The following is a 22,968-nucleotide window of genomic DNA, read 5'->3' as shown; positions in this document are numbered from 1 at the left end:
CTAGTCGTTTTTATTTTTGTTCTTGCGTGTAATCGCAGTAGCCGAAGAGGCCGGCGGCGGCGTGGGCTACCAGAGCGTGCGGGAATTTTAGGGAAAGTTGCTGGCGGGGAAGAAAAATAATTAAGCATGAATAAAACAGAATCGAAGACTGTGCCTCCGGCTATCAAACAGCGAACTTATCGTGGATCGCCCGCCACACCGCGGGGTCGCCGCCGAGGAGTTCCCACACCGAGATGCCGCCGATGTCGAACGTATTGACGAGGTCGAGCAGGTACGCGAATGTTTCAGCGTTGTTGATCCACGCCAAATGCGTCGATCCGTCGTCATCGATGTATCGCAGGTAATACACGTCGTAATACATCACGTAACCCAGACCGCACACGGATCGGCGCGCGAGGTCTTCGATGCGGCCTTGGTCGTACAGCGCGGCCGATTTTTCAGGAGCGGTGAGGTTCCAGTCCACTGAGTGAATGCTCAGCCCGGCGACGACGCGGTCACGAGGCACCTTCTGGAGCGTGTAGGACAGCACGTCGCTCACCCACGGGACCGTAGCGGTCGGGCCTACGAACAAGGACGGGGGAACATACATGTCGTAGCAGAGGACCCGAAACTGATCCACGACGGCACCGACCCGTTCGGCGTCGATGAACGGCTCGACGCCGTTGCGTGCGTGATACAACGCAACCCGCTCGTCCACTGCGCCCGCGCAGATGCTCACGACTTTACCCGCGTCGTGCAGCCTCTGGGCCAACAGGCACATGAAGTCGGTATAAGCGTTCCGTATGTCGCCGGGGAGTCCCTCGTAATCCACGTCCACGCCGGTGATGCCCGGCCTGTCTGTCTCGCGCAGATAGAAGTCCACGAGTTGCTCAGGGTGCCGCTTGATGAGGTCAATGGCCTGCGCATTCGGGTGGTCGGAACCGCCTGCCAGGATGAGCGCCCCGACGTTCGCGTCTTTGCAGACATCGAGGATGGCCTGCTCCTTGCGAAGATCGCGTTTCTGGTAGTTAGCCCACCCGATGCTGATGTCGTCGAACAGTGCAGCGTGCCGCGTGAGCAGCTCCAGCCCCTGGTCGTAAACCTCAGTGTTGAACCACGCTGACACGTGACGCCTGGCTTTGGGCATCGCGGTTACTCCTGACAAGCCATGATGATTCAGAACTCCCGACAGGCCCCCGGCCTACGGCCCCGTCCCGCCACGGCGGCGCAGCGTACCACGGATCGGGGCATGTGTACTTGGACATCATGATCCTGCCGTCGAGGAAACTGAGTGTGTCACGGTGTTCGGTGAAGATCCCCAGATTTCGCCGATGTCCGTGCGCGTCGAACATCTCCTCGTTGTTCTGGAGGAGGCGGGATAGTTCGTCCCACGTGCGGTCTGCACCGCTGTTGCGGACGGCCTGAGCGAGCGTCACCAACCGCCATCGAAACCGTTTGTCAAGGGAGTTTTCCAGCGTTCTGCGAATGCTTACTGGAGATGATTCGTGAAATCATCAAGATCAACCGGGGACCACGGACGCGGGGTTTACCTGTCAGCAGGCGGTGTGGTTTGCCTGAAGTCGTGGCGAGGTCGGCGAGGCATTGACTTTTTCATGTGTTTGCTTTGAACCAAGCCAGCACATCCTCGGCGTTCTGATTTGGCGGGAAGACCGGATAGAACACCTTTGCTATGCGACGATGATTGCCAATCAGCGTCAATCGCTTGAACAGTTCCATCCCGGCGGCCTGAAAAGTGGGCAGCCCGAGCTGATGCTTCAGCTTGAGTCCAGAATCACTCAGCAAGTGAAACGGCAGATGAAGTCTGTTCCGAGCCTCTCGCTGGTAGTCGGAGTCTTGAGTGCTCAATCCAAAGACACGGCTATTGAACGCTTGCAGCTCCGCGTAATGGTCTCGAAAACCACACGATTGCGGCGTACATCCCCGTGCGCCTGGAATGACGTCCCAGCCATCAGGCAGCGCAACGCCTGGCCGACCCGTCATTGGGTAGATGTATAGAACCCAATAACCCTCAATGTCTGCCAGATTCACCTCGGAGCCGTCAGTACTCAGCAACACCAATGGCGGCATCTCCAAACCGGGAAGATGGTCGGCAGCACCGTCATCTACCGGAACGGGCAAGCCTTCCGGTAGTGGAAAATCATTATTTGCTGACATGTCAGCTCCCTGCGTTCAACGATCAAACTCAGCGACCCGGCACCCGGATGCACTGATTGCGAACTCCGACATTATGCCGGGTTCGCCGCAGTGCCCGGGCTGGGTGTCTTAGAACTGGCTATTGCTCTGAGTCATCGAAGCCCGGAGCTTTCTTGTTGCTGCGGCCTTGCGACCGGCTGCGTCAAGGTGTCGCCGGTTTCTGACGCCGTGCCAGCCAGACTCCAAGAAGCGCGAAAAGCGCTGTCATCGCACCGCACCAGATGAAGCCTGCCTTTTGCAGAACATCTCCGTCTGGCTGCCGCAGGCTCGAGTCGTCGATTTCGGCTCGTTCCGGCTCGGCGGGAACGTACACGACTGGCCACTTCTGACCGACCGCGTACTTGTACGGCGGGTAGGCCAACAGGTCTTGATTCCGGGACTTGAACTCGATCGCGCGGCCCTCGGCCGTCGTGAATGTGAGAACGGGCACCAGCCGAATACGCCTTCCATTCTCGTGATCGATCTTGACCACTTGCCCCTCAGCTCTGCCTGTGGCAGCCGCGCAGAATGCGGCCTTCCGCGCATTCGACTGGTGAAGCAATCCAATTGCCCCAACGACCGGGACCGTGGATGCGAGCCACGCCACAACCAAGACCTTCCGGATCATGTGCGCTTCTCCCTCTCCAAGTCCGCCGAACAGAAATTAGCCGCCCCCATCTAACATCCCGGCAACGCTCTGGGGGCCGGCATAACGTCCCCGCACACGCGGAGACGTAATCCATATTATTTGCCATCAAACGATAACGACTCCCATGTTCCGCTGTTGGCCCGCCAGCATGTTCAGATGGCTGAGCATAGCACGCTCCCTTGCTAGCTCGCGGCTGGGCTGCGCACGGCTGATGGACTACGGTTTACGACAGAAGTGTAGATCATCGTCATTTTCGCATCGTGGTGGATCAGGAGTTCCTGCAAGGCTCGGATGTCGTATCCATTCTTGAGTAAGTGCGTTACGAATGAGTGCCCGAAGGTGTGACAGGAGGCTGGCTTAGTGAAGCCGACGCGATTGATGGCGGCTCGCTCCGCTCTGCCGGGCTTGCATCCGAAACCGCGACGGTGTTGTGCCGACAACTTTACGGAACACCACCGCGAGCCGGGCGGAACTGCTGAAGCCACAGCGCGAGGCGATGTCAGGCATGGGACGCTCGGTGGTCGTCAGCAGTTCCTTGGCCAGCATAATCCGTGTGCGATGAAACTCGTGCAGCGGTGTTCGGCCAAGGTTTCTCATAAACTCCCGTTCGAGCCGGCGCCGCGACATGGGAACCGCCTGAAGCAGTTGTTTTACACCGACGCCGAGATGGGCATTGTCGCGGATGAAACGCACGGCTGCGGCGAGGTTGGCGTCGTCAGTGAGAAGAAAATCACTTGACTGTCTGGCGACGACGCTCTCCGCTGGGAGCATCAGCGGCGCATTCGGTGCGGTTCCGCCATCCATCAGATGTTGAAGCATCGCCGCGGCTTCGTAGCCGACCCGTTCAAATGGACCGATGACGCTCGTGACATACGGCGGTGCGAGCTGCGAGTAGATCGGGCAGTTATCAACGCCTACGACGGCGACGTGATCCGGCACATCAATCCCCGCATGGCCACAGATGCGGATTAGCATTTGGGCCATCAAGTCGTTGAATGCCATCACGCCGACGGGCTTGGGAAGCGAGCGTACCCACGCAAGGATCGCCGCTTCCTGTTTGGGCCGGCAGAGGGGCGCATCGCGGTAGAGGCGGCACTCAAATCCCGCTTTGATAACCGTGCTGGTGAAACCGCGTTCCCGATCGGCGTCAGCGTGGTGTGTGGTGAGATTGAGGTATGCGAAACGGCGCAGCCCTCGCGCGAGGAGATGCTCCGCTGCGACTGCGCCGATCGACCGCTCATCCACCCCGACCGAGGGCAGCACTGACGGGCACGACGCCATGACCAGCACCGTCGGTACTCCAATATCGAGAAGCCGTCTCTCATCGCGATGCGGTCGAGTGAGAAACATCAACATCCCGTCGGCTTTGTGGCGTACCCACGCCCAATCGACATCCCAATAGTCCATTATGCGCAGCGACCAACCTGGCGCATGTTGAATAAAGGCACTGATACCGCCGACGGCTTCGCGGAAGCTCGAATCGCCGATCGGAACCGCCAGACCGATCTGGCGGTCTATTGTGCGATTAGAGGCGAGTTTGAACGGGTGATTGACGTATTTCATAAAATGGTTATGCGCATTATAGTGTGGCCGTGATTGTCGTTTGAGGGATAATTGACGCACAAATCTGTGCCTCGTCTCTTTCTATGAGGGCCGGGGATTACGGAATCATGCGGTCGCGTGGCGAAATGAGAGGCGATTGAAATCCATCGGTTGCTCGATCGGAGCATTCGGTAGCAAAGGAGAAAGAAAGAAAATGAAGGCTTCCAACCACCTGATTGTCTCGTTACTTGCAGCCACGACAGTGCTCGGCACCTCGCTCGCCTCGGCGTCGATCGTGCAAACGAACCAGGCCAGCAATACCTCGCAGACGGCGTTTCCTCTCGCCAGCGCGCCGGGAGGGACGACGAATCTCATATCCGGGATGGCGAGCGTGGACTCCGGGTTTACGGGCGCAGGAGGGAGCAACACAGCGGCGTTGACCAATAACACACACGGAACGAATACCAGCCTGCCCGCCACAGGGTTCGATACCAATGGCATATGGACGAGCACCTATACGTTTGACACCACCTTGAATACCGCAGGATACGACCTCGTGCAGGTTGACACCTTTGCAGGCTGGACGACCTCCCGCTCTGATCAGAAGTATGAATTGTTTTACTCGACTGTCTCCGCGCCAAGCACTTTCATCTCACTTGGCATCTTTCACAATTATTTGGTTGAGGAGGGCTTCGGGCCTTCCTATCCCGCAATCTCAAACGCTTCGACGCATACGAAACTCAGCTCGTCAGGCGGGCCGATTGTGTCCAATATGAAATCGCTGCGGTTCAGCGTCATGGCCGTGGATCCCTCCTCCGTCAGCCCGAACCCCGAAACCGTATTCCGCGAGTGGCAGGCATTCGGTTCTCCCACTACGGTGCCGGAGGCAGCAACCGGAGGGTTGCTTTCGATCGGCATCGCCGCGGCACTGCGACGACGCACGCGCAGGTAATTGAGTTCGTGTCGCGCGAAGGCAAGGGCCAGCATTTATTTTATTGTCACGGTCGGGGTTCAAGCTGCTCGAACGGCTGCTCGTCATCTCATCGGTTCGCCCCACGGCCATGCAGTGCCTGTCTTTCCCACGCAGGGTAAGAGCTGCTCCAATGGTTTGGTACCGCGGTTCAATAGGAGACGGATGCTCGCTGCTTGTTGGCGGCGTGCCCGGTTAGAGCCGCTGTCGCTGTTCTCCGGTTCATCGCAAAACCGCCTGTAACAACCGCTGCGGACGAACCGGAGCCGCACACTCCCCCCAGGAGTTACCGCTGCCGGCGTCGGATCAACAGCAATCCGCTGCATCCCAGCAGCAGGACGGAGGACGGTTCGGGGATTGCTGCGTTGTAGTGGGCGGTGATTTGAGCCGCCGAGAGCACACTGTCGTAGATGGCGATTTCATCGAGGTGGCCGTTGAAGCTGTGAGGGTGGGGAGCGCCGCTCACGGGGATTCCAATCTGGGCGGCGAACTGGAAGTCGTCCGTTGTGAAATTTACTGTGCTAGTCGCCGTGCCCTCTAAATTGCCGTTGAGATAAAAGGAAAGGTTGTTGCCACTCCGTACGAAGACGAGGTGATACCACGTATTCTCTGCGATGTCGGGGCCAAACGAATTGCCACTCACGCCATTAGCGTAGAACAATTTCTTCGGGGTAATTCCGGAAAGCGTTCCATTCACTCCGATCCCATCGATGGCGGTAGCGGTGCCGCCGCGCGAGAATATGTACGACAAGGAGCTGGGCGTGGAGTACTTGAGGTTGGTGCCGTTGAACCAGAACTCAACGCTGTAATTCGAGCTGATCGTGACGCTCGCGTTCGCCAAGAGTACGTTGTCAGCGGCGGTGTTAGGGACACCGGAGACGATACCGTCGAACTTCGTCGCTACGTTCGCGGCATCCATGCCCGGAAACGCCGCCGGGCGGGGGCCGAGCTGGCCCAGAAGGGGTCCTGGGCTGCCGACTAAAGCTGTGCCGCCGTTGCGGTAAACCCCGTTGTTCGAGCCGCCGAGCGAGGCGCTATCGGTGACCGTGGTCGTACTGTCGTTCATCTCATAGTACACGGTCGGGCTATCCGCCAGCACGGCGGTGCTGTAAACGGACGCATGCGCCGCCGATGCGAGCAGAAGGGCACCGGCTACAACACCGCTGACGGCTGCGAAAGGGACTTTTTTCATCGGGTATTCATCCTCTCCTGGGCGTGGACGACCTGTGATCCCTGCAAACCCCGTCATTATAACACAACTCGATTCAATGTGCAAGAGAATAATTTCGTTTAAACGGATATTTTTTGCAGGGGGCGCCCACGGTTGTCCAGAAGCCGTTGATCAACCTGCATTGGCTCCGTGCTGGCGGCTTACCTTGGTCACCCTCTGCTGCGTAATGAAGCGTCTCCGTACCCGCCTGTGACCCACGCTGACATAATTAGGAAGGTTCGGTAACGGCAAGGCACGCAAAAAATACTAAAATTAGGAATACGTTAGTGTTGCAATAAACTATTTCTGAGGTATTATGGCTTGGATACTGGAATCCCAGAAGAGTGGTTTATGGCCGTAAGCTTAGAAAAAATTGCCTACTACAACCTTCGAAGCCGGATATTCACCGGCGAACTGGTACCCGGGAGCCAGCTTTCGGAGACGGCGTTGACGAAGGAAATCGGAGTGAGTCGAACGCCAGTGCGACATGCGCTGCGTCAATTGGAAACTCAAGGATTGGTGGTTCAGGTGCCGCGGGTCGGGGCATTTGTTCGCGTGCCGAATGATCGAGAAACCGACGAGATTTTTCATCTGCGTGAGGTTTTGGAATGCGAGGCGGCAGCCTTAGCGGCGCAGAACGCGAATACGGATCAAATAGAAGCCATAGTGCGATACGAGCGAGAGTATCGCGCCGTGGCGGCGGAGATGCGGGCGCAAGGGCCAGGCGCGACGAGCAGCGAGATGGGAATGCGGGCGCTCAAGGCAGATCTCCAGTTCCACTGGATGATCCTTCGAGCATCGGGCAACCGGGCCATTACGCGGGTGGTGATCGATTCCATGCTGCAGACGCGTACTCGGAAGTTTGACGTTCAGGCAGGCGCGGGCTGGGAAGGGCTGATCCGCAAGCTGACGCTGATCTCACGCGAACACCTGCGCGTGAGCGTGGCGATTCGACGGCGCGATGCGCAGACGGCACGCGATGCGATGGCAGCCCACATCCGCCAGGCAAAAGTCAACTACCTCGCTCTGCTCGATGCGCACGAGCGGGAAGGCGTCGGCGCGGACTGGTCACCAGCGGTGAAGCTGCTGGTCGGGCAGATAGAACGCGATAGGGCGGATGAGTTGAACGAGACCGATTTTCTTTCCGTGTTGACTGGAGCTAATAACTGACGCTTTGCGCGGGCGAGTGCCTGCGGCGTCTTCATGTGCTTGATCATTTCAAAGGCTGGAACTTGGAGGAAAAACCATGAGAAAGACCTTGCAACTCGCTCGTCGCTCGTCTTTGTTGGTTATTCTGCTTGCCGGTTACGCCGGGAGTGCCGGGGCTGCGACGTTCACCTGGGACGGTTCGGACAACGACGGCGACTGGGGTAACGCCAACAACTGGAGCAGTGCTCCGGCGTTCGATGGCACGGACGACATCGTTTTCTACTCCACGCTGGGCACGGACACCACGACGACACTGGGTGCCAATCGCGACATCAACAGCCTGACATTCAACGCCGGCGCGTCGAGCGCGTTTTCCATTGACGGTGACACGCTCACCATTGAGAGCGGCAACATCACGCGGAATTCAGGCGGCGGCAATCACACGATTAACTCCGACGTCGTGCTGGGCAATAACGGCACGTGGTACAACGGCACGGGAACCCTCTCCAGCATGCTGGTCGTAAACGGGGTGGTCAGCGGCGGCTTCAACATCACCAAGACCGGCGCGGGTACGTTGTCACTGACCAATACGGCCAACAGCTATACCGGGCAGACGATCCTCTCCCAAGGCGTGCTCCGAATTTACGGCGACGCTCCCAGCGGCAGCAACGGCGTGCTGGGCAACACCACGTCAGCAGTGGTGATGGGCACCACATCGAGCGGTTCGAGCACGATCAAACTGAGCCAATACAACGGCAGCACAACGGTGGGACGCGACATTCACGTAACCAACAACGGCACCGGGGCGGTGCTGATCGGAACGTACAGTGCGTCGAATGTCGTCTATTCAGGCGACATCCTGATGGACCGTGCCACGACGCTCAACACAGAAGCCGGCGGGTCGGCGACGTTCAGCGGCGTCATTTCCGGCGTAGGTGCGCTTCGTCGCGACGGCAACTCGGCCAATGTCGCCATCATCAACGGGGTGAATACCTACACGGGCAATACGTACTTTGACTACGGCTACACCTATGTCGTCGGGAATGTCGCACCCAGCACCGACGGACCGCTGGGGAACAGTGCTAACCCGATCCAGTTCACCAACACCGGCGGCGGCATCGTGGGCCTGATGACCCACGGGTCTTACACGATCTCCCGAGACATCACGATTACCGCCGGTGGCAGCGGGCGAAAGATCACGTTTGCCGCATCTGCGGCGGGTGCCGGCGTTATTACCGTTCCGATTGTGTTGGCGGACACCATTCGCTTAGGTGCCGTCACGGGCAGCAGCCTCACGTTTACCAACACGCTTTCAGGTAACCCGGTAGGAGACCTGACCATCGGCAGCGGCTCGGGTTTCAGCGGAGGCACGGTGAGTTTGGCGGGTAATAACACCTACACTCTTTCGGGCGGGGGCGTGGTGCTGCTGGACGGTGGCGGCTTACTGAACATCGCCCACGACTCGGCGCTGGGTAACAGCGCGAATCTGCTTCGGTTCGCGAATGGAGCACTGAGCGTCACCGGCAACCGCACGATTGCCAACCCCATGGACGTCTTCCGCACTCCTTCGTTCGGCGGAACTGGAAGTCTGACTGTCAACGGCACAACGACTCTGCGAGACGGCACCTACGCATGGGGCGTATATATTCCTGTGACGCTCAACGGCACGGTAACTGACGCTGCGCAGACGCGGGGTATCACGAAGAGCGGGACATCGGTGCTTAACCTCGCCGCCCCCGGCGGTAACACGTACGACGGCGCGACTTCCGTCACGCAGGGCACGCTGCTGGTCAATAACACCAGCGGCAGCGCCACCGGCACGGGTACGGTCACGGTCGCCAGTGGTGCGACGCTCGGCGGCAACGGGAGAATCCTCGGCAGCACGTCAATAAGCAACGGCGGGATCGTTTCACCGGGCAACAGCGCAGGGCTGCTGACGATCGACAACAACTTCTCCTTCGGCGGCACGTTGTCGCAGTTCGTCGTCGAACTCGATGGGTTCGGGGCGTACGACCAGCTCGCGGTCAACGGAACGGTGACACTCAACAATGCCACGCTCTCTGCGATTTCGATCGGCGTCGTTCCGGACAGCTCGCTACTATTCATTCTCATCAACGACAACACCGACGCGATCAGCGGCACGTTTAACGGTCTCGCCGACGGAGCGACGGTGAGCATCGGCGGGCTGTTCTCGGGCACGGCGAAGATCAGCTACTTCGGTGATTCAGGCTCAAACTCGATCACCGGCGGCAACGATGTCGTGCTCTACAACTTCCAGAACGTGCCCGAACCGACGAGTCTCGCGCTGCTGGCATTAAGCGGCATGGTGATGATGCGCAGGCGGCGGGTATTGCCGAGCAAGTGAACGTGACGAGGATTAACGTCAGGGAATAAGCGTCGCCGCGAGGTTAACGTCACTCGAGGTTAACGTCACTATTGAGTCTTCCGACACGCGGTCGCTGACCCAGGCTCAACTCGTCCGCATCCGCATCAGGCACGGCCCATTGATGAAGTAGAGGTGGCCGTCAGGTCCGATGCTGGCGCCAAACCGGCTGTGAAAGGCGGCGTAGGTGTTGGTGCAGTCCTCGTAATCCGCGAGCCGTTCCTTTGTTTTGAGATCACGATCGACTGCAAACACGCACCGATCCGTGAGACCCCATATTTTGCCGTCTTTGCCGAACACGAGGCTGTTCTTCAGATGCTCGCCCATGCCGATCTCGGGGAGCGTCGTGACGATGCGCTTCTCGCGCAGGCTGTAGGCGAATATGGTCGCGCGGTAATCGTGCAGACCATAGACCCAGTCCCCGCCGTCGTGCAGCCATGAGGTCACCATGCCGTGGTCGTGAATCACCGGCTCGGACGAAATTTCTTTCCCGGTATCGGGACAGATGAAGGTGAAACGAATCGTCTTCTCGTCGCCCCGCGTTTCGCTCGCGAGAAGCTGTTGAGTCCGCGACAGATAGACCAGCGACATCAGCCTTGTGTTCGGATAGATCCATCGCGACACGGCTTCCGTGTTGGCGTCGATCCGCACGACGGCGGAATCTTCACAGCCGTAATCGCCGTAGGCAGCGAAATAGACGTTGTCGCTGGGGTCAATCGCTCGCCCGTGGACGCGGTGGACGTGCAGGCCGACGTCCTTCATCGGGCCGAGTTGCTTCGGGTTCGCCTGCTCGCTGCGGTCGAGCCGCCACGGCAGGTTGGGATCGTATCGGACGAGATACGCCCCCGGATATGCGGCGAAATACAATCGCCCGCGCGACGCCACCATGTTGTAAATCTCACCGAGCGCAGGCGAGGGATTGCCGTAGTTTGTAAACCGTTCCGAAGCAGGATCGAACGACATGAGATAGAGCGGCAGCACCCCGCCGACAAACAACCGATCATCGCAGCGCTCGATTGAGAAAAGCCGCTGCGGCCTGTCGTGCCGCTGCATGGTGAACGTCCGCGTTTCGCCGGTCGGCGCGACGACGGTCACTTCCTTGCTCACGATCCGGCTGATGTAGGTGCCGTCCGACAGCACATAAGGCAGCATCTTCGCCATGTCGTAGCTCATCGCGAGTTCGTTGTTGCCCACGATGGTGCGAGAGATGCGCGTCTTCGCCGGATCGACAAACTCGCCTCGGCCGCCGCGAAGCTCGATCCATTTCACAACCGTATTAGCTTGACGCGAGTTCGGAATCACAATCACGCGCCCGTCGGCGTCGCTGACGATCTCCCCATCCGGGCATTCCGATCCATCCGTCATGTGAACAGCCGTTCGCGTGCCGGTTCTGGCGTCGATCTGCTCGATCTTGCCGCCGTTCCGTGAGTAGGCTTGCCCATCGAGGCCGATATAAACGCCTTCGCTTGCATCGGCGAATCGTGTGAAGGATTTGGCGACCGGATCGAAGCGCTGGGCAGGCACGCCAGCAAACCCGCCATAGATCATCGCGCCGTCCGGCGCAGCCGCGGGTCGGTGATAGTAGTCTCCGCCGCTGGGGCAGGGTGCCACCACACGCAGGCCTGGCGATTTCCAATCCCAGACGAGCACATGCCACACGCGCTGGTTGGCTTTCGGATCGACGCGGCAACCTGCGAGATAAAGCCGGCCGTCACGCCCCTGCGTCGCCCCGCGCGAGGTCAGCGTAACGAGTGGGTCTTCCGGCACGAGGTGCGCGCTTCGCCCGGATTTCACGTCGATCCAGACGATGCCGAACTCCAGCGTCGAATGGATGATGATTTCTTCACCCGTCTCCGGGCGAATGGCGAACGAGCCTGACGCCCAATCGTCATTCGCCGAGCCGTAACCGGCGATGCCAAGGTTTTCAATACTGTATTTCATCGCTTACTTGTCGAGCTTCATCGGCTTGCCCGCCACTTCAAGTCGTGTGCCCTCATCGATCGCGTGGGCGAGTACCTTGCCCGACTTGCGTGAACGACGTACGACGCACCAATTGCCCCTGGCCACAACATCACCCGCTTCGAGGAGGTGATGCTCATACGCCCAGATAATCGTGTCTTCCACGTTCTTGAACGTCACTCGCATGGCAAGTGAGTTGTCGAGTGAATCGAGCCGTTCGACCTTCGGCGCAGCAGCGCCTTTCTTGCGCGGAATCATCAGCGACATGAACCTCCCCGCGTAGCTGCTGACTTTTGCCAGCAGTCGCGGTCGCGCGAACGACGGGCCGTATTCTTCGTTCCCCACCAGCCGCACGTAGTCAGCCTGCAGCTCCAAGGGGTCCTTCAAGATGTACTTCCTAGAGCCGCATAGTTTCAACTCATGTGACCACTCGAGAGTACTGGGCTTCGGGTACTGATTCGGAAACGGCATGCCGATGTGCACGTCGAGCAAGTTGCCGTGGTTGCTGCCTTGCACCGTTGCGTGACCGTTGTGGAGTTTGATTTTGTGCCTGGGATTGACCTGCATCTGCCACCAGAACTCGTGGAAGTCGTTGTTCTTGTTGATGTCTTCCACCGTCCACACATAGCTCGGCACGCCGGCGTTGGTCGGGTCTTTCACCAAGCCGAGGGTTCGCCGCGCCCAGTAGCAGTCTGAGGTCTGCGAGGAATCCACTGACGACGTATCGACGAAGGCATCGGGGCGGTATCCGGTGAGTCGCGATGCGTAGTGGGTCATCCGCCACTCACCGTTGGTACTCACGCCCGGCTTGCCATCGACCAGCACGACGTTGTGTTGATCCTGCTCGATGTTGTAGCGTCCCGTGTCGATCGCAAAGTACTCACCCAGCGACGAGAGGCTGAAGTGCCCGCCGCTGTCGTGCGCGTGGCCCTGTCCGGCCGGTGTGCGATGCGACCCGTCGAAGACGACGAACGTGGCGTCGGATTTCCAACTGCTGCGGAACGTCACAAGGCCGCGATCGCGATCGGCGTACTGCGTCGGCACTCGCGCCTTTGATGGATGCACCGGCGGCTTGAGATCTTCCACCGTCACGAGCGAGGTGTAGTCAACGGGGATCTGGTAATCGCGCCCGATAAACAATTCGGGATGATGCAGCCGACGCTTGCTCATGTCCCGCGGACCGGAGGTGGCGATGGGATAGGAAAGCTGACCGTGCAGCCAGAGCAGCACGCGGTCGTTCGTCGCCGCAGCGATGCGCGGGAACACCGGCGCGCGGTGGCCGAAGTCCGCGCCGTAGTCGCCGGTATTCGAGAGAGCTTTGCCCCACGGCTGCACGAACGCGAGCATCGACCGGCCAAACTTCAGGTAACGCGGGCACCGCGTGTAAGCGTCATAGACACCGGCGCGGCGCGCCACCTCAATCAAGCTCGCCAGATCCGACGTCATGAGGGTGCCGTAGCCGATGTCTTCGTGCGCGTAGCCGTTCTCGCCGAGTTCAGAGTAGAGCGAAGCCTCGAGGTATTGCAGCAGCAGCGTTTTCTCAGCCGAGAGGTCTGGTACGCCTGGATCACCTTCAACCGCGAACACGCCGTGCAGCGCGGTGATCATCCCGGCCATCGGGATGTTGGCGGCTGCGCAGCGGAGAAAGTTATTTTTGCGAATCATTTCGAGCGATTCGCGGATTGACGCCTGCACTGCCCAGTCGGTGTAGTTTCGACGCTCCATGTCGGTCATGAAGTTCGCCACGAGGTCATACGCGTGATGAAGCGTGTATCGCGTGCCGTAGCCGTACCGTGAGCGGTCACGGTTCCATTTCGCCTCGGCCTTCGGGATGCCGTCGAGCACCTTCTTCACGGCGTTGATCGCACGCTCGTTCTGGTCGATGACGCCCACGATGGCGATCGAGCAAAGCGCCGCTCGCGCCCGGCTGAGTTCCGGGAAGTTTTGATGTTGCGCCTCGCATTGCGAGTCAACCATATCTTCGACGGCCTCAACCGCTTCGACCAGCGGCCCGACGTATTCTCGCAACGCCTTCATCAGCTTCTTCGCCACGCCGGTCTTCACGATCTTGCGGAGGTGCGCGATGCTTTTGTCATCTACCAGTAAGCGTGGGTGCACACGCTTGTGATAGAGCGGTGCCGCTACGCCAAACTCAAAACTCATGGAAGTCTGCTTTCGACAAATGAACCCCGCGAGGGAAAACAGCCTTTGTGTCACTTTACCCGCATGCGGAAAAGATGGGTACCGCTGGCGAAGTACAGGTGGCCGTCATCACCGAAGCACAAGCCGAAGCGATTGACCGAGCCGCCGGCATGGTCCTCGTATTCCGCGATCACCTCAACTCCGCCGCCGTCGGGCGGTACGAGGTGCGCGCTTCGCCCGGATTTCACGTCGATCCAGACGATGCCGAACTCCAGCGTCGAATGGATGATGATTTCTTCACCCGTCTCCGGGTGAATGGCGAACGAGCCTGACGCCCAATCGTTGTTCGCCGACCACTCGTGTCAACGTACGCGACTTCAAGTCCGTCGATGCGCTCCACATAACTCCCGTCGCTGAACAGCAGGGGGGAGTTCGTCGGCGTCAGGCGGATTTTTGCGCGGTCGATCGGGTGCGTCTCTCCATTCTGCAACTCGTACCAGCATGCCCCCGAAAGTTGGATGATGACGCGCCCCGCTGAGGAGCGTGCCCATCTCCAACTCGACATGGATTCGATGCTCGACGGCCTGACGCCAGAACTGCGGCAGGTTACCGAGATGCTGCAGACCAAGTCCGTTTCCCAGGTCGCCCGCGAACTGGGCAATTGCGAGCCAAGGGTGAACAGGTAGGGCCCGAATCGCGCGATGATTACCGTCGGACTGTTCGCGGAGGATGACGGGGTTGGAACAAGCATGAAGCGACACTATGGCTCTCGTATCCAGGAGCTTCAAAAACGATTCCCCTGCAACCTGAGCAACGGTGCGACGATGGTGGAAAGATCTGAGGGGTAAATTTCTGTGCAACCAGCCCGGTGTCCTTGTCCCTCTGCCTATGAGGTGTGCAAATGGTGAAACATTTCCGACATGGCAAATCTGAAAATCGTCGTGCCTGATGATATCGTAGGCATGTCAGGACGGCTGACCCCCGAGTCTGTGGTGTTTATCTGGAGATTGATCTGCATACTCATCGGGCATTGTCCATCGAACGGATCGAGTTCAAGACGGATGTAACTCCGCCGCCGTTTACTGCATGTTGATCTCGCAAACCATCAATATGGTCGATCGTTCTACTTCCAATCCCAAGAATCAGTTTCATTATGAATCAAATCAGTTCATCCGAAACTTCGGCTTTATCAAAACGCCCCAACATCCTGTGGATCACGACCGACCGTCAGCAACACAGCACGCTGGGCTGCAACGGTAATGCGTGGGTGACGACTCCGAATCTTGATGCCATGGCGGCTCAGGGTGTCGTGATGGAGCAGGCGTGGTGCCAGAACCCCATCTGTGGTCCGAGCCGGGCCAGTTTTCTGACCGGGCGTTATCCCAGCACCACACGGATGAATCGTAATGCCCAGCGCATTCCACCTTCTGAAAAGGTTCTGCCCCGTCTGCTGGCTGATGCGGAATATGTGTGCGGTCATGCAGGCAAGTTTCACCTCGGGCCGTCCAGTCCGCCGATCGCAGACTGGTGCGAGCCGCGGATCGATGACGGCTATCGCGTCTTTGACTGGTCGTTGCACCCGCCTGCCACACCGGTCAGCCCATATACGGCATGGCTGAGCGAACACGGAATTGAGTTCAAACGTGAACCGGTAGCCGGGTCAAAATATGTGACTTTCGGTATGGATGAGAAGACCAGTAATACGGCCTGGATCACTCAACGGGCGATCAATTTCATCAACGTCAGCCGTACGCTTGATCGGCCGTGGTTCTTCACCATGAACATTGAAGACCCGCATGATCCTTACGATCCCCCGCGACGTTATCTGGAGCCTTATCTTGACCGGCTGGATGAGATTCCGTTGCCGACGTATCAGCCCGGTGAGCTGGAGAACAAGCCGATTTTCCAGCGAATCGATCGCGAGGGTGTCTGGGGCGGGGGAAGCGGCTATTTCGCAGCCAGTGCGATGACCCCGACGGATCATCGCATGATTCGTGCGGCGTACTGGGCCATGATCGACCATATCGATTACCAGGTCGGCCGGGTCATGAAGGTTCTGCGTGAAACCGGGCAGTACGAAAATACAATCGTTTTGTTCATGTCTGACCATGGCGAGATGCTCGGAGATCACGGCATCTATTTCCAGGGTGCGTATTTTTATGAGCAGATGATGCACGTGCCCTTGTTGATGCAATGGCCCGCCCGCTTCAGCAAGGGGTTGCGATCCCAGGCGCTGGTGGAATTGGTGGATATTGCTCCGACTTTACTGGAGGCGACGGCCACACCACCTTATGCGGGGATGCAGGGGCGGTCATTTCTGCCGATTCTTACCGGGCAGAGCGATCCTTCCACTCACCGCGACAGTGTGTACTTTGAGTATCACCGCGCCATTCCGGGTGGCTATCACAAGGTCGGTCATGCTTATCTGACAGGCGTGCGAAATCGTCAGTATTCGCTGACGGCTGTCCACAACCAGGTTCAGAGGCCGTCGGGTGAACTTTATGACCTGATGCACGACCCGGGTGAGGTACGGAACCTGTGGGACGATCCATCGGCAATAGAGATCAAAGCTCAGATGTTACAGCTATTGGCCAGCCGGATGGCCCAGACGATTGATCCGCTGCCGATCACGGAGGCCGGGTACTGAGCAGGCTGACGGCGAGACTTCAGATAGCCGGCCGTACATCTGATCGTTAACCATAGGTCGTTGACCACGGGCCTCCGGCATGGTCCTCGTATTCCGCGATCACCTCAACTCTGCCACCGTCAGGCGGCACGAGGTGAACGCACCGATTCGTCAGCCCCCAGATGCAGCCGTCCGTGGCCTTCGCCGAAGCTGTTGCGCGGGCCTGTATCCCCGTGTTGTCTCGTCTCCTCGTAACATCTCTCCAGCGGGCGTCCGACAACCTTGGCAAGTTCGATGGTTTTTGCACGAAGTTGCAGCGCGACGCTCCGCCACAACATTACGATGTAGCTCGCAGTGAGATCTCATCGACGGATAGAATCATTACATACCTCAAGGAGACAACAATGGCGGGACAGAAACTCAAGGGCAAAACGGCTTTGGTCGGCGGTGGGGCGAAGAATCTCGGCGGACTGATCAGCCGACAATTGGCCGAGGCCGGCGCGAAAGTGATCGTTCATTACAACAGTGCCTCAACCAAATCCGACGCGAACGCCACGGTCGCCGCCATTAAGAAGGCAGGCGGTGAAGCGTTTGCCATTCAGGGTGATTTCACCAAGGTCGCCGACGTGGCCAAAGTATTCGCTGCGGCCAAAGAGAAATTCGGCGGGCTTGACGTGGCCATCAATACCGTCGGCAAGGTGCTCAAGAAGCCGTTTACGGAAGTGACCGAAGCCGAGTACGACGAGATGGCCGCCGTCAACGCCAAGACCGCGTTCTTTTTCATTCAAGAAGCGGGCAAACACCTCAACGACGGCGGAAAGATCTGCACCATTGTGACCTCGCTGCTGTCTGCGTACACCGGCCTGTATGCGACCTATGCCGGCGGGAAGGCCCCAGTCGAACACTACACGCGGGCTGCGTCCAAAGAGTTCGGGCCGCGAGGCATTTCGGTGACGGCGGTAGGGCCGGGACCGATGGATACCCCGTTCTTTTACGGCCAGGAGACGCCGGAAGCGGTCGCGTACCACAAGTCTGCATCAGCTCTGGGTGGCCTGACCAAGATCGAGGACATCGCTCCGCTGGTGCTGTTTCTCGTCACCGACGGCTGGTGGATCACCGGCCAGACGATCTTCGCCAATGGCGGATATACCACTCGGTAGCCATGCAGCCTCCGGTTGTGGCACAAAAGACTTGCGGATGTGTCGCATTTCCTGAGTTGGTGCTTAAAAAGGAGGCGGGAGCCATATTCTGACGATGTTCAATCGTAATCCCTGTCTCTCTGCTTTCTCCTCGACCTGCGTTTTTGCCGGACGACCCCAAATGAAAAGCAAGTGCTCGACGTGCGTCCGGGGGTTTACAATGATCGAACTGCTGGTCGTCATTTCGATCACCGCGATGTTGGTTGCGCTATTGCTGCCGGTGCTGGGAGCGGCCAGAGAACACGCGCGGCGTGTGGTTTGTGCCGGCAACCTCAGCCAGGTGGGGTTAAGCACGTTCACCTTTGCCAACGACCACAAAGGCGAAGCCTATCTGCGCAGTAAATTTAATTATGAGCAGGGGTGGAGTTACCCTTCGGTGAGGTCATACGGCGGCGCCAGCACGGAAGAAGGTTGGATCTACTGGCAGCCGTTGCTCTACTACCTCCATCGGGACACGCGGATTTTCTACTGCCCGTCGGCAGTGACCACGCCCGGCTCGTCGATAGGCCGCAACGCCTATTGTGCCCAGATGTACGCGCGGGGTTATCAGATTCATTCCGGCCTTTACGAAGCGACGAACTTTGCTCTGCCGCGCCCGGCCAGCGCGCCATGGCCGGTGGCGGACTACAAACTCGATCGCGTACTCGCCACCACGCCGCTGGTGTTTGAGTACACCAAGGGAACCGGAAGCGTCTTTTTCTTTTCACCTCCGACGGGGAATCATGGCTCACTGGAAAACCCGCAGGCTCTGAACCTGCTCTGGGGTGACGGCGGGGTCTCCATGGAAACCCGCTCCTTCGCGTACAGCACCAGCCTCGGCGGAGAATGGATGCCTACCGGCAGACGCCGATAGCCGCTCACCGCGCACTGACCGCGCGATCCCGCACGCTCGGATAGGGCCGACATTTCCGTCGCACACCCAGCGGAGCGACCTGAATGGGTTAGTGCTTTTCGTCCTTTTCTTACTTACCCGGTGCGAGTTCAAAAATAGCGGAAGGTACTGAAGACAGTCTGGATGGTGACGATGGAAATCAGTTTTCCATGCTCACTGATCGCTATAAAATCCCGACCGTGAGTGGTTCCATAACTCTCATTCCGATCGGCCGCGACGGCATCGCACGCGGCTGTACAGCGAACCTTTCGGCAGTCGCGGGTGAAGCTATCCGGGCTACCGTGGGCATGTATGAGGCTTTGGGTTTTGAAGAGCCGTGGATTTGCTACTTGGCGATGGCGGACAGTGCCGTCGTGGGAACCTGCGGCTTCAAGGGGCCACCTTGCGAGGGACGAGTTGAGATCGCTTACTTCACGTTTCCTGACTGCGAGGGAAAGGGCTTCGCCACCGCGATGGCTGCCCAACTGGTGGGAATTGCCCAGGGACATACATCGCAGCCCATCATTGCCGCCCAGACTTTGCCGCAGCGCAACGCCTCGCATCGCATCCTTGAGAAGCTCGGATTCCAGCATGCCGAGACGATCCTGCATCCCGAAGACGGCATCGTGTGGGAATGGCGGCTGCCGTTTTAGTAGTGCCAGAGTTCCAAGCCGCGGTAGGGTTCGGTGCGAACGGATCTATTGCTTGGCCGCTCTCTGTTTACGAGAGAGTCAGAGAGTGCGCCCCGTCACGCCAGTGGGCGAGGCGGAACGCCTATCTTCCCAGTTCCCGAAACACTTTCTTTATATGCTCTCTGCGGCAGACGGCGCAAACGCCCTTAGCGTGACATCATTGCCGTAGCGAGACCAATGTCCGAGGCCGCTCCGACAATCTAGAGCCACGGTTTACTCGCCGCGTGAAGTATCGGGTTGTGCTTCGACCAGCGTGCGGAGGGTTTCGCGGTGCGGCGCCAGGAGCGGCAGCGTGTTATCGAGTCTGCGCGTCAGTTGCGCTATGTCCGCGATATACGCGGTATCCAGCAGCTAAAATCCGGGGTTTAGAGGAGCAGATAAGTCGAGAGATAAAAACCGCCGTTGTTTGATGCGGCGCGGGACAGCAGCAAAGCGCAGTTGATTGTTTACTGCTCCAGGTTATACGCCCACCAGTATCGCTTTGTGGTGTTGTTGTACTCACCATCGCCCGAGCCGAGGTCTTCGTCTTTATGAAACTCGTGATGGCCGTCCACCATGATGGTGTTAACGCCCCCCAGATGGCGCGTGAAGTTTTTATCGTAGTAGCCGCCGTTGATGCTTGACCCGCACATTTGGCTCCAGAGAGTGTAGTAAAAATCTTCGCCGTCGAGCCAGAAGATTTTGTGCCTCGGGCTTACCACGTTGGTTAAGAGGATGGGATCGCCGTTGTAGGCGTACCAGTGACCGCGACCCCATGACTCGGTGAACCAGGGCGGTCGATTTTTGTAATCGGAGAATCCCGACCATCCCATGTGCGAGAAATATCCGGGCCCCCAGATGTGACCCGGATCGAAAACGGTCTTTGAGGTTGGACATCGAAATACTGAGTAATTGTTGTCCAGGTATTTTCGAGCCATGTAGCGCTGGGCATAACCATACTGCGGTGTCGCGCTGTAAATTCCCGGCGGCGTCGGGGGAGTCCAGTTCGGATTTGCATAGGGAAGTCCCGTCACAAAATATGCGGGATCAATGCCGGTGACGTCTTTCGGCGGGTTACACATACTCGGCAGCCGGTCGATGGCGTCATAGGTCCACAGCGTGGCGGCGATTACGGATTGGCGAGAGTTGCTCGCACAGACAATGGCCCTCGCCCGCTCTCGCGCAGCCGCAATGCTGGGTAAAAGAATCGCGATAAGCAGCGTGATTATGGAAAGGACCACCAGCAGCTCGACCAGGGTAAACCCTGACCTGTCACCCGCGCCGATTTGCCTGATCCTCCGCGGCATCATCACGGCTCCATGTTTTTGCGAGACCAGAGATGCAGACGCTCATTTTATATAACCAATATCGGTTCAAATCAAGAGTAACACGAATGATGCGTGATTTCCTGTATGTTTTTCGGAGTTTTCACGCCTGACATGGTTGCTGCGATACGCCGCGAAATCACTGTTAACGCTGGCTAGGTGATGGAGTTCCGCTATCGAACAAAGTCGGCTTGATCGCAACGGCATAAAAAGCTGCGAGACATCACGATTCGCCGACTCACCTTCCAGCAATCACTTTTGCGAAGTAGTTACCGTTTTCAAGTTGCTCGCTTGCCAACTCATTCTTCCGGGCGCAGCCGAAACATCGCACGACGAAGTGGAGCGTAACGCCCCAAGCTCTGCGACTCGGCACTTAGCACCATCTGCTGCAACCGGTTGTTAGGCCACCTCGGTATCGACAGCGTCACTGAAGAGGCCAGTCTCGTGCTGAATACCAATCCAGTACTCGTAAGGCGCGGAGTGTGTTCCACCGGCTCGGCCGGCCCTCACCGTCGTCCGTCTCGACCGGCATCTTGCCGGGGTACTGGGTCTCGAGCGGCCACGTGCCGTCGTCGTCACGCTTCGACGCCACCAAGGCGATTGCCTCGGCTACGCGCTCGTCGGGCGCGTGGCCAGCGCGGCGCAGGTATTCGAGCCCCCTCAGCACGTCGTAGTGCCACCACGTTGGGAAGGCGAAGCGCGTCCACACGGCGTCGCCCTTGCGATCTCGTTCAATCACCTCGCCGGTCGACTTCCGGCGGAAGAGACGACGTTCGAGGAGGTACTCCTGCCCGCGGAGGCGGGCCCCGGTCAGCTCTGGATTGCCCCCGGCGGCTCGTTCGTATTCGAGCAGGGCTTCGAGCACGCAGATCGTGGTGTTGAACGACGACCGCGTTGAGCCGATGGCGGCTTCGCAGTTCCAGCCGCCATCAGGTAACTGTTCGGCGAGCAACCGGTCGACGATGCCCCGGACGTCTTGGCCGAAATAGGCACCGACCAGCCCGACTTGGCCGTTGATGCAGGGCTCGACCTCGCCGGCGAAGAAGGGGTTGTCGTCCGCTTCCTGTGGACCGCATCCTTGCCATGTTACGCGGCCACGGACGAGTTCCACTGCGTGCCGTGCCTCGTCGCTGGCGGGATTGAGCCCCATCTCCCGCAAGAGCAATAGGACGTGCATCGTCGAGTCCCACCCGCGGTTCCACGCCGCGCCACCCCACCGCCCGTCGGGTGCTTGGAGGCTGAGCAACCGCGCGCCCACGCCCTCGGTAGCGACCCTTGCACGCTCGGCAGCGACCTTCTCAGCGCTCTCATCAGTCAGGTCACGCATCACCTGCCAACGGATCGAAGGGTCAGAATCAAGCAGCCAGCGGATGACCGATCTGTTTGACGTCGAGACTTGTCGTCTGGCTGGATTAGCCGCCATCCACTGGCTCCTGCCTACCTTGGTCAGAAAACGTCGTTGGTGTCCTATCCATTGATAATCTCACGAAAGGACCATCCATTCACAAGATGGCAACCTATCGAATCGCGCGAGTATACATCAGCATCAAGGGTTTTATTATCAAGACATCTTGGATCCCCGTTCTGGGTTTACTCCAACTATCCGCGTAAAAGAAGCCATCTTTGCTCGAATAATATTCGGGTTATCTTCCGACATGGGAACACGATAAACCTGACGCAGCAGATTCACGAGCTTTGCTGCGTTCGATATTTGTCATCCAAAACGTAAGCTGCCTGCGCTCATTGGATAAATAATTACCTTCGCTGCCATGGTCCAGAGGGTGGAAAGCCATGGCATGACCCAATCGCATTGAGTCGTCCGATATCGAAGCTTTTTTGTGCTTCCTTGCTGTGAAGAAGAACGTAGCGACTTCAATTCATAATCAGGCGTTGAGCGCGGTGGTGTTCGCCCACCGCGGTGTACTCAAGAAAGATTTCGGTGAATTTACAACGGTTACGTGGCGGCTACCGCTCTAGAGCGTGTTATGCACTTATCGCGAAACTCACGACCGCCTTGTTGAGCATGATGCAGGCGAAGGCCATCAGGTGAACCCCGGCCAGCGTCTCGGGCAGCCGCTCGTAGTCCTTAGCCAACCGCCT

Annotated in this window: 20 protein-coding genes; 9 read left to right on the top strand and 11 right to left on the bottom strand. The window is 58.5% G+C overall.

All coding sequences use genetic code 11. The features are described from left to right. Positions 1–163 precede the first annotated feature (163 nt). From IT444_10560 to IT444_10535, 6 genes are all read right to left on the bottom strand, one after another. On the bottom strand, positions 164–1,126 hold the full coding sequence (locus tag IT444_10560) for a hypothetical protein (GenBank protein MCC7193210.1): 963 nt from the start codon (positions 1,124–1,126) through the stop codon (positions 164–166). After that, positions 1,083–1,415 (bottom strand): hypothetical protein, encoded by a 333-nt coding sequence (locus IT444_10555; GenBank protein MCC7193209.1) that lies wholly within the window; start codon positions 1,413–1,415, stop codon positions 1,083–1,085. The genes IT444_10560 and IT444_10555 overlap by 44 nt, the downstream gene beginning before the upstream one ends. A 175-nt stretch (positions 1,416–1,590) precedes the next feature. Continuing rightward, positions 1,591–2,154: a peroxiredoxin gene (locus IT444_10550; protein ID MCC7193208.1), complete on the bottom strand. Its 564-nt coding sequence runs from the start codon at positions 2,152–2,154 to the stop codon at positions 1,591–1,593. A 181-nt stretch (positions 2,155–2,335) separates the two neighbouring features. Then, the gene (locus tag IT444_10545; protein ID MCC7193207.1) at positions 2,336–2,800 is read right to left on the bottom strand and encodes a DUF3592 domain-containing protein; all 465 of its coding nucleotides are present in this window, start codon (positions 2,798–2,800) and stop codon (positions 2,336–2,338) included. A gap of 203 nt (positions 2,801–3,003) precedes the next feature. Continuing rightward, a complete protein-coding gene (locus IT444_10540) occupies positions 3,004–3,261 on the bottom strand; it encodes a tyrosine-type recombinase/integrase (protein ID MCC7193206.1) in 258 nt (85 codons plus the stop codon). Beyond that, positions 3,179–4,384, bottom strand: a complete 1,206-nt coding sequence (locus IT444_10535) for a substrate-binding domain-containing protein (protein MCC7193205.1) — start codon at positions 4,382–4,384, stop codon at positions 3,179–3,181. Before IT444_10535 ends, IT444_10540 begins: the two co-directional genes overlap by 83 nt. 193 nt (positions 4,385–4,577) lie before the next feature. On the opposite strand from IT444_10535, the gene IT444_10530 reads away from it, so the two are divergent. Then, a complete protein-coding gene (locus IT444_10530) occupies positions 4,578–5,315 on the top strand; it encodes a hypothetical protein (GenBank protein MCC7193204.1) in 738 nt (245 codons plus the stop codon). Positions 5,316–5,619: 304 nt separating this feature from the next. On the opposite strand, the gene IT444_10525 is transcribed toward IT444_10530, so the two are convergent. Continuing rightward, complete coding sequence (locus tag IT444_10525) at positions 5,620–6,525, bottom strand: LamG domain-containing protein (GenBank protein ID MCC7193203.1); 906 nt, start codon at positions 6,523–6,525, stop codon at positions 5,620–5,622. 369 nt (positions 6,526–6,894) lie between these two features. Between IT444_10525 and IT444_10520 the strand changes: the two genes are divergently transcribed. Together IT444_10520 and IT444_10515 are read left to right on the top strand one after the other, a co-directional pair. Next, complete coding sequence (locus tag IT444_10520) at positions 6,895–7,713, top strand: GntR family transcriptional regulator (GenBank protein MCC7193202.1); 819 nt, start codon at positions 6,895–6,897, stop codon at positions 7,711–7,713. Positions 7,714–7,789: 76 nt separating this feature from the next. Then, entirely contained in the window at positions 7,790–10,057 is a 2,268-nt protein-coding gene (locus IT444_10515; GenBank protein MCC7193201.1) for an autotransporter-associated beta strand repeat-containing protein, read from the top strand. 105 nt (positions 10,058–10,162) lie between these two features. Here IT444_10515 and IT444_10510 read toward each other — a convergent pair whose 3' ends face one another. Both IT444_10510 and IT444_10505 read right to left on the bottom strand, forming a co-directional pair. Continuing rightward, a complete protein-coding gene (locus IT444_10510) occupies positions 10,163–12,016 on the bottom strand; it encodes a hypothetical protein (GenBank protein MCC7193200.1) in 1,854 nt (617 codons plus the stop codon). 3 nt (positions 12,017–12,019) lie between these two features. After that, a complete protein-coding gene (locus IT444_10505; protein MCC7193199.1) occupies positions 12,020–14,197 on the bottom strand; it encodes a heparinase II/III family protein in 2,178 nt (725 codons plus the stop codon). Between the two features lie 47 nt (positions 14,198–14,244). Between IT444_10505 and IT444_10500 the strand changes: the two genes are divergently transcribed. The 6 genes from IT444_10500 to IT444_10475 all read left to right on the top strand — a co-directional run bounded on the left by IT444_10500 (position 14,245) and on the right by IT444_10475 (position 19,525). Next, positions 14,245–14,508: a hypothetical protein gene (locus IT444_10500; protein MCC7193198.1), complete on the top strand. Its 264-nt coding sequence runs from the start codon at positions 14,245–14,247 to the stop codon at positions 14,506–14,508. Between the two features lie 186 nt (positions 14,509–14,694). Then, positions 14,695–14,862 (top strand): hypothetical protein, encoded by a 168-nt coding sequence (locus IT444_10495; protein ID MCC7193197.1) that lies wholly within the window; start codon positions 14,695–14,697, stop codon positions 14,860–14,862. 467 nt (positions 14,863–15,329) lie between these two features. After that, positions 15,330–16,823 carry a sulfatase-like hydrolase/transferase gene (locus tag IT444_10490; protein MCC7193196.1) on the top strand — a complete coding sequence of 498 codons (1,494 nt, stop codon included), beginning with the start codon at positions 15,330–15,332 and terminating at the stop codon, positions 16,821–16,823. A gap of 383 nt (positions 16,824–17,206) precedes the next feature. Further along, complete coding sequence (locus IT444_10485) at positions 17,207–17,962, top strand: SDR family oxidoreductase (protein ID MCC7193195.1); 756 nt, start codon at positions 17,207–17,209, stop codon at positions 17,960–17,962. Positions 17,963–18,122: 160 nt separating this feature from the next. After that, on the top strand, positions 18,123–18,854 hold the full coding sequence (locus IT444_10480) for a type II secretion system protein (GenBank protein ID MCC7193194.1): 732 nt from the start codon (positions 18,123–18,125) through the stop codon (positions 18,852–18,854). A gap of 218 nt (positions 18,855–19,072) precedes the next feature. Further along, entirely contained in the window at positions 19,073–19,525 is a 453-nt protein-coding gene (locus tag IT444_10475; GenBank protein ID MCC7193193.1) for a GNAT family N-acetyltransferase, read from the top strand. A gap of 485 nt (positions 19,526–20,010) precedes the next feature. Here the strand turns inward: IT444_10475 and IT444_10470 are convergent, their stop codons facing one another. Next, entirely contained in the window at positions 20,011–20,853 is an 843-nt protein-coding gene (locus IT444_10470; protein MCC7193192.1) for a prepilin-type N-terminal cleavage/methylation domain-containing protein, read from the bottom strand. A gap of 439 nt (positions 20,854–21,292) precedes the next feature. Beyond that, entirely contained in the window at positions 21,293–22,291 is a 999-nt protein-coding gene (locus IT444_10465) for a hypothetical protein (GenBank protein ID MCC7193191.1), read from the bottom strand. Between the last annotated feature and the right edge of the window lie 677 nt (positions 22,292–22,968).

It is taken from the genome of Phycisphaeraceae bacterium (genome assembly GCA_020851465.1).
GTDB lineage: Bacteria > Planctomycetota > Phycisphaerae > Phycisphaerales > Phycisphaeraceae > JADZCR01.
The sequence above is the reverse complement of the archived record's forward strand: the minus strand, read 5'-3'. Positions and strand labels throughout refer to the sequence as shown.

Bases quoted from the DNA above. Each gene is read 5' to 3' on its own strand.
- IT444_10560 (MCC7193210.1), bottom strand. From the start codon at position 1,126: ATGCCCAAAGCCAGGCGTCACGTGTCAGCGTGGTTCAACACTGAGGTT.
- IT444_10550 (MCC7193208.1), bottom strand. From the start codon at position 2,154: ATGTCAGCAAATAATGATTTTCCACTACCGGAAGGCTTGCCCGTTCCG.
- IT444_10545 (MCC7193207.1), bottom strand. From the start codon at position 2,800: ATGATCCGGAAGGTCTTGGTTGTGGCGTGGCTCGCATCCACGGTCCCG.
- IT444_10535 (MCC7193205.1), bottom strand. From the start codon at position 4,384: ATGAAATACGTCAATCACCCGTTCAAACTCGCCTCTAATCGCACAATA.
- IT444_10530 (MCC7193204.1), top strand. From the start codon at position 4,578: ATGAAGGCTTCCAACCACCTGATTGTCTCGTTACTTGCAGCCACGACA.
- IT444_10525 (MCC7193203.1), bottom strand. From the start codon at position 6,525: ATGAAAAAAGTCCCTTTCGCAGCCGTCAGCGGTGTTGTAGCCGGTGCC.
- IT444_10520 (MCC7193202.1), top strand. From the start codon at position 6,895: ATGGCCGTAAGCTTAGAAAAAATTGCCTACTACAACCTTCGAAGCCGG.
- IT444_10515 (MCC7193201.1), top strand. From the start codon at position 7,790: ATGAGAAAGACCTTGCAACTCGCTCGTCGCTCGTCTTTGTTGGTTATT.
- IT444_10510 (MCC7193200.1), bottom strand. From the start codon at position 12,016: ATGAAATACAGTATTGAAAACCTTGGCATCGCCGGTTACGGCTCGGCG.
- IT444_10505 (MCC7193199.1), bottom strand. From the start codon at position 14,197: ATGAGTTTTGAGTTTGGCGTAGCGGCACCGCTCTATCACAAGCGTGTG.
- IT444_10495 (MCC7193197.1), top strand. From the start codon at position 14,695: ATGATGACGCGCCCCGCTGAGGAGCGTGCCCATCTCCAACTCGACATG.
- IT444_10490 (MCC7193196.1), top strand. From the start codon at position 15,330: ATGAATCAAATCAGTTCATCCGAAACTTCGGCTTTATCAAAACGCCCC.
- IT444_10485 (MCC7193195.1), top strand. From the start codon at position 17,207: ATGGCGGGACAGAAACTCAAGGGCAAAACGGCTTTGGTCGGCGGTGGG.
- IT444_10480 (MCC7193194.1), top strand. From the start codon at position 18,123: ATGAAAAGCAAGTGCTCGACGTGCGTCCGGGGGTTTACAATGATCGAA.
- IT444_10470 (MCC7193192.1), bottom strand. From the start codon at position 20,853: ATGATGCCGCGGAGGATCAGGCAAATCGGCGCGGGTGACAGGTCAGGG.
- IT444_10465 (MCC7193191.1), bottom strand. From the start codon at position 22,291: ATGGCGGCTAATCCAGCCAGACGACAAGTCTCGACGTCAAACAGATCG.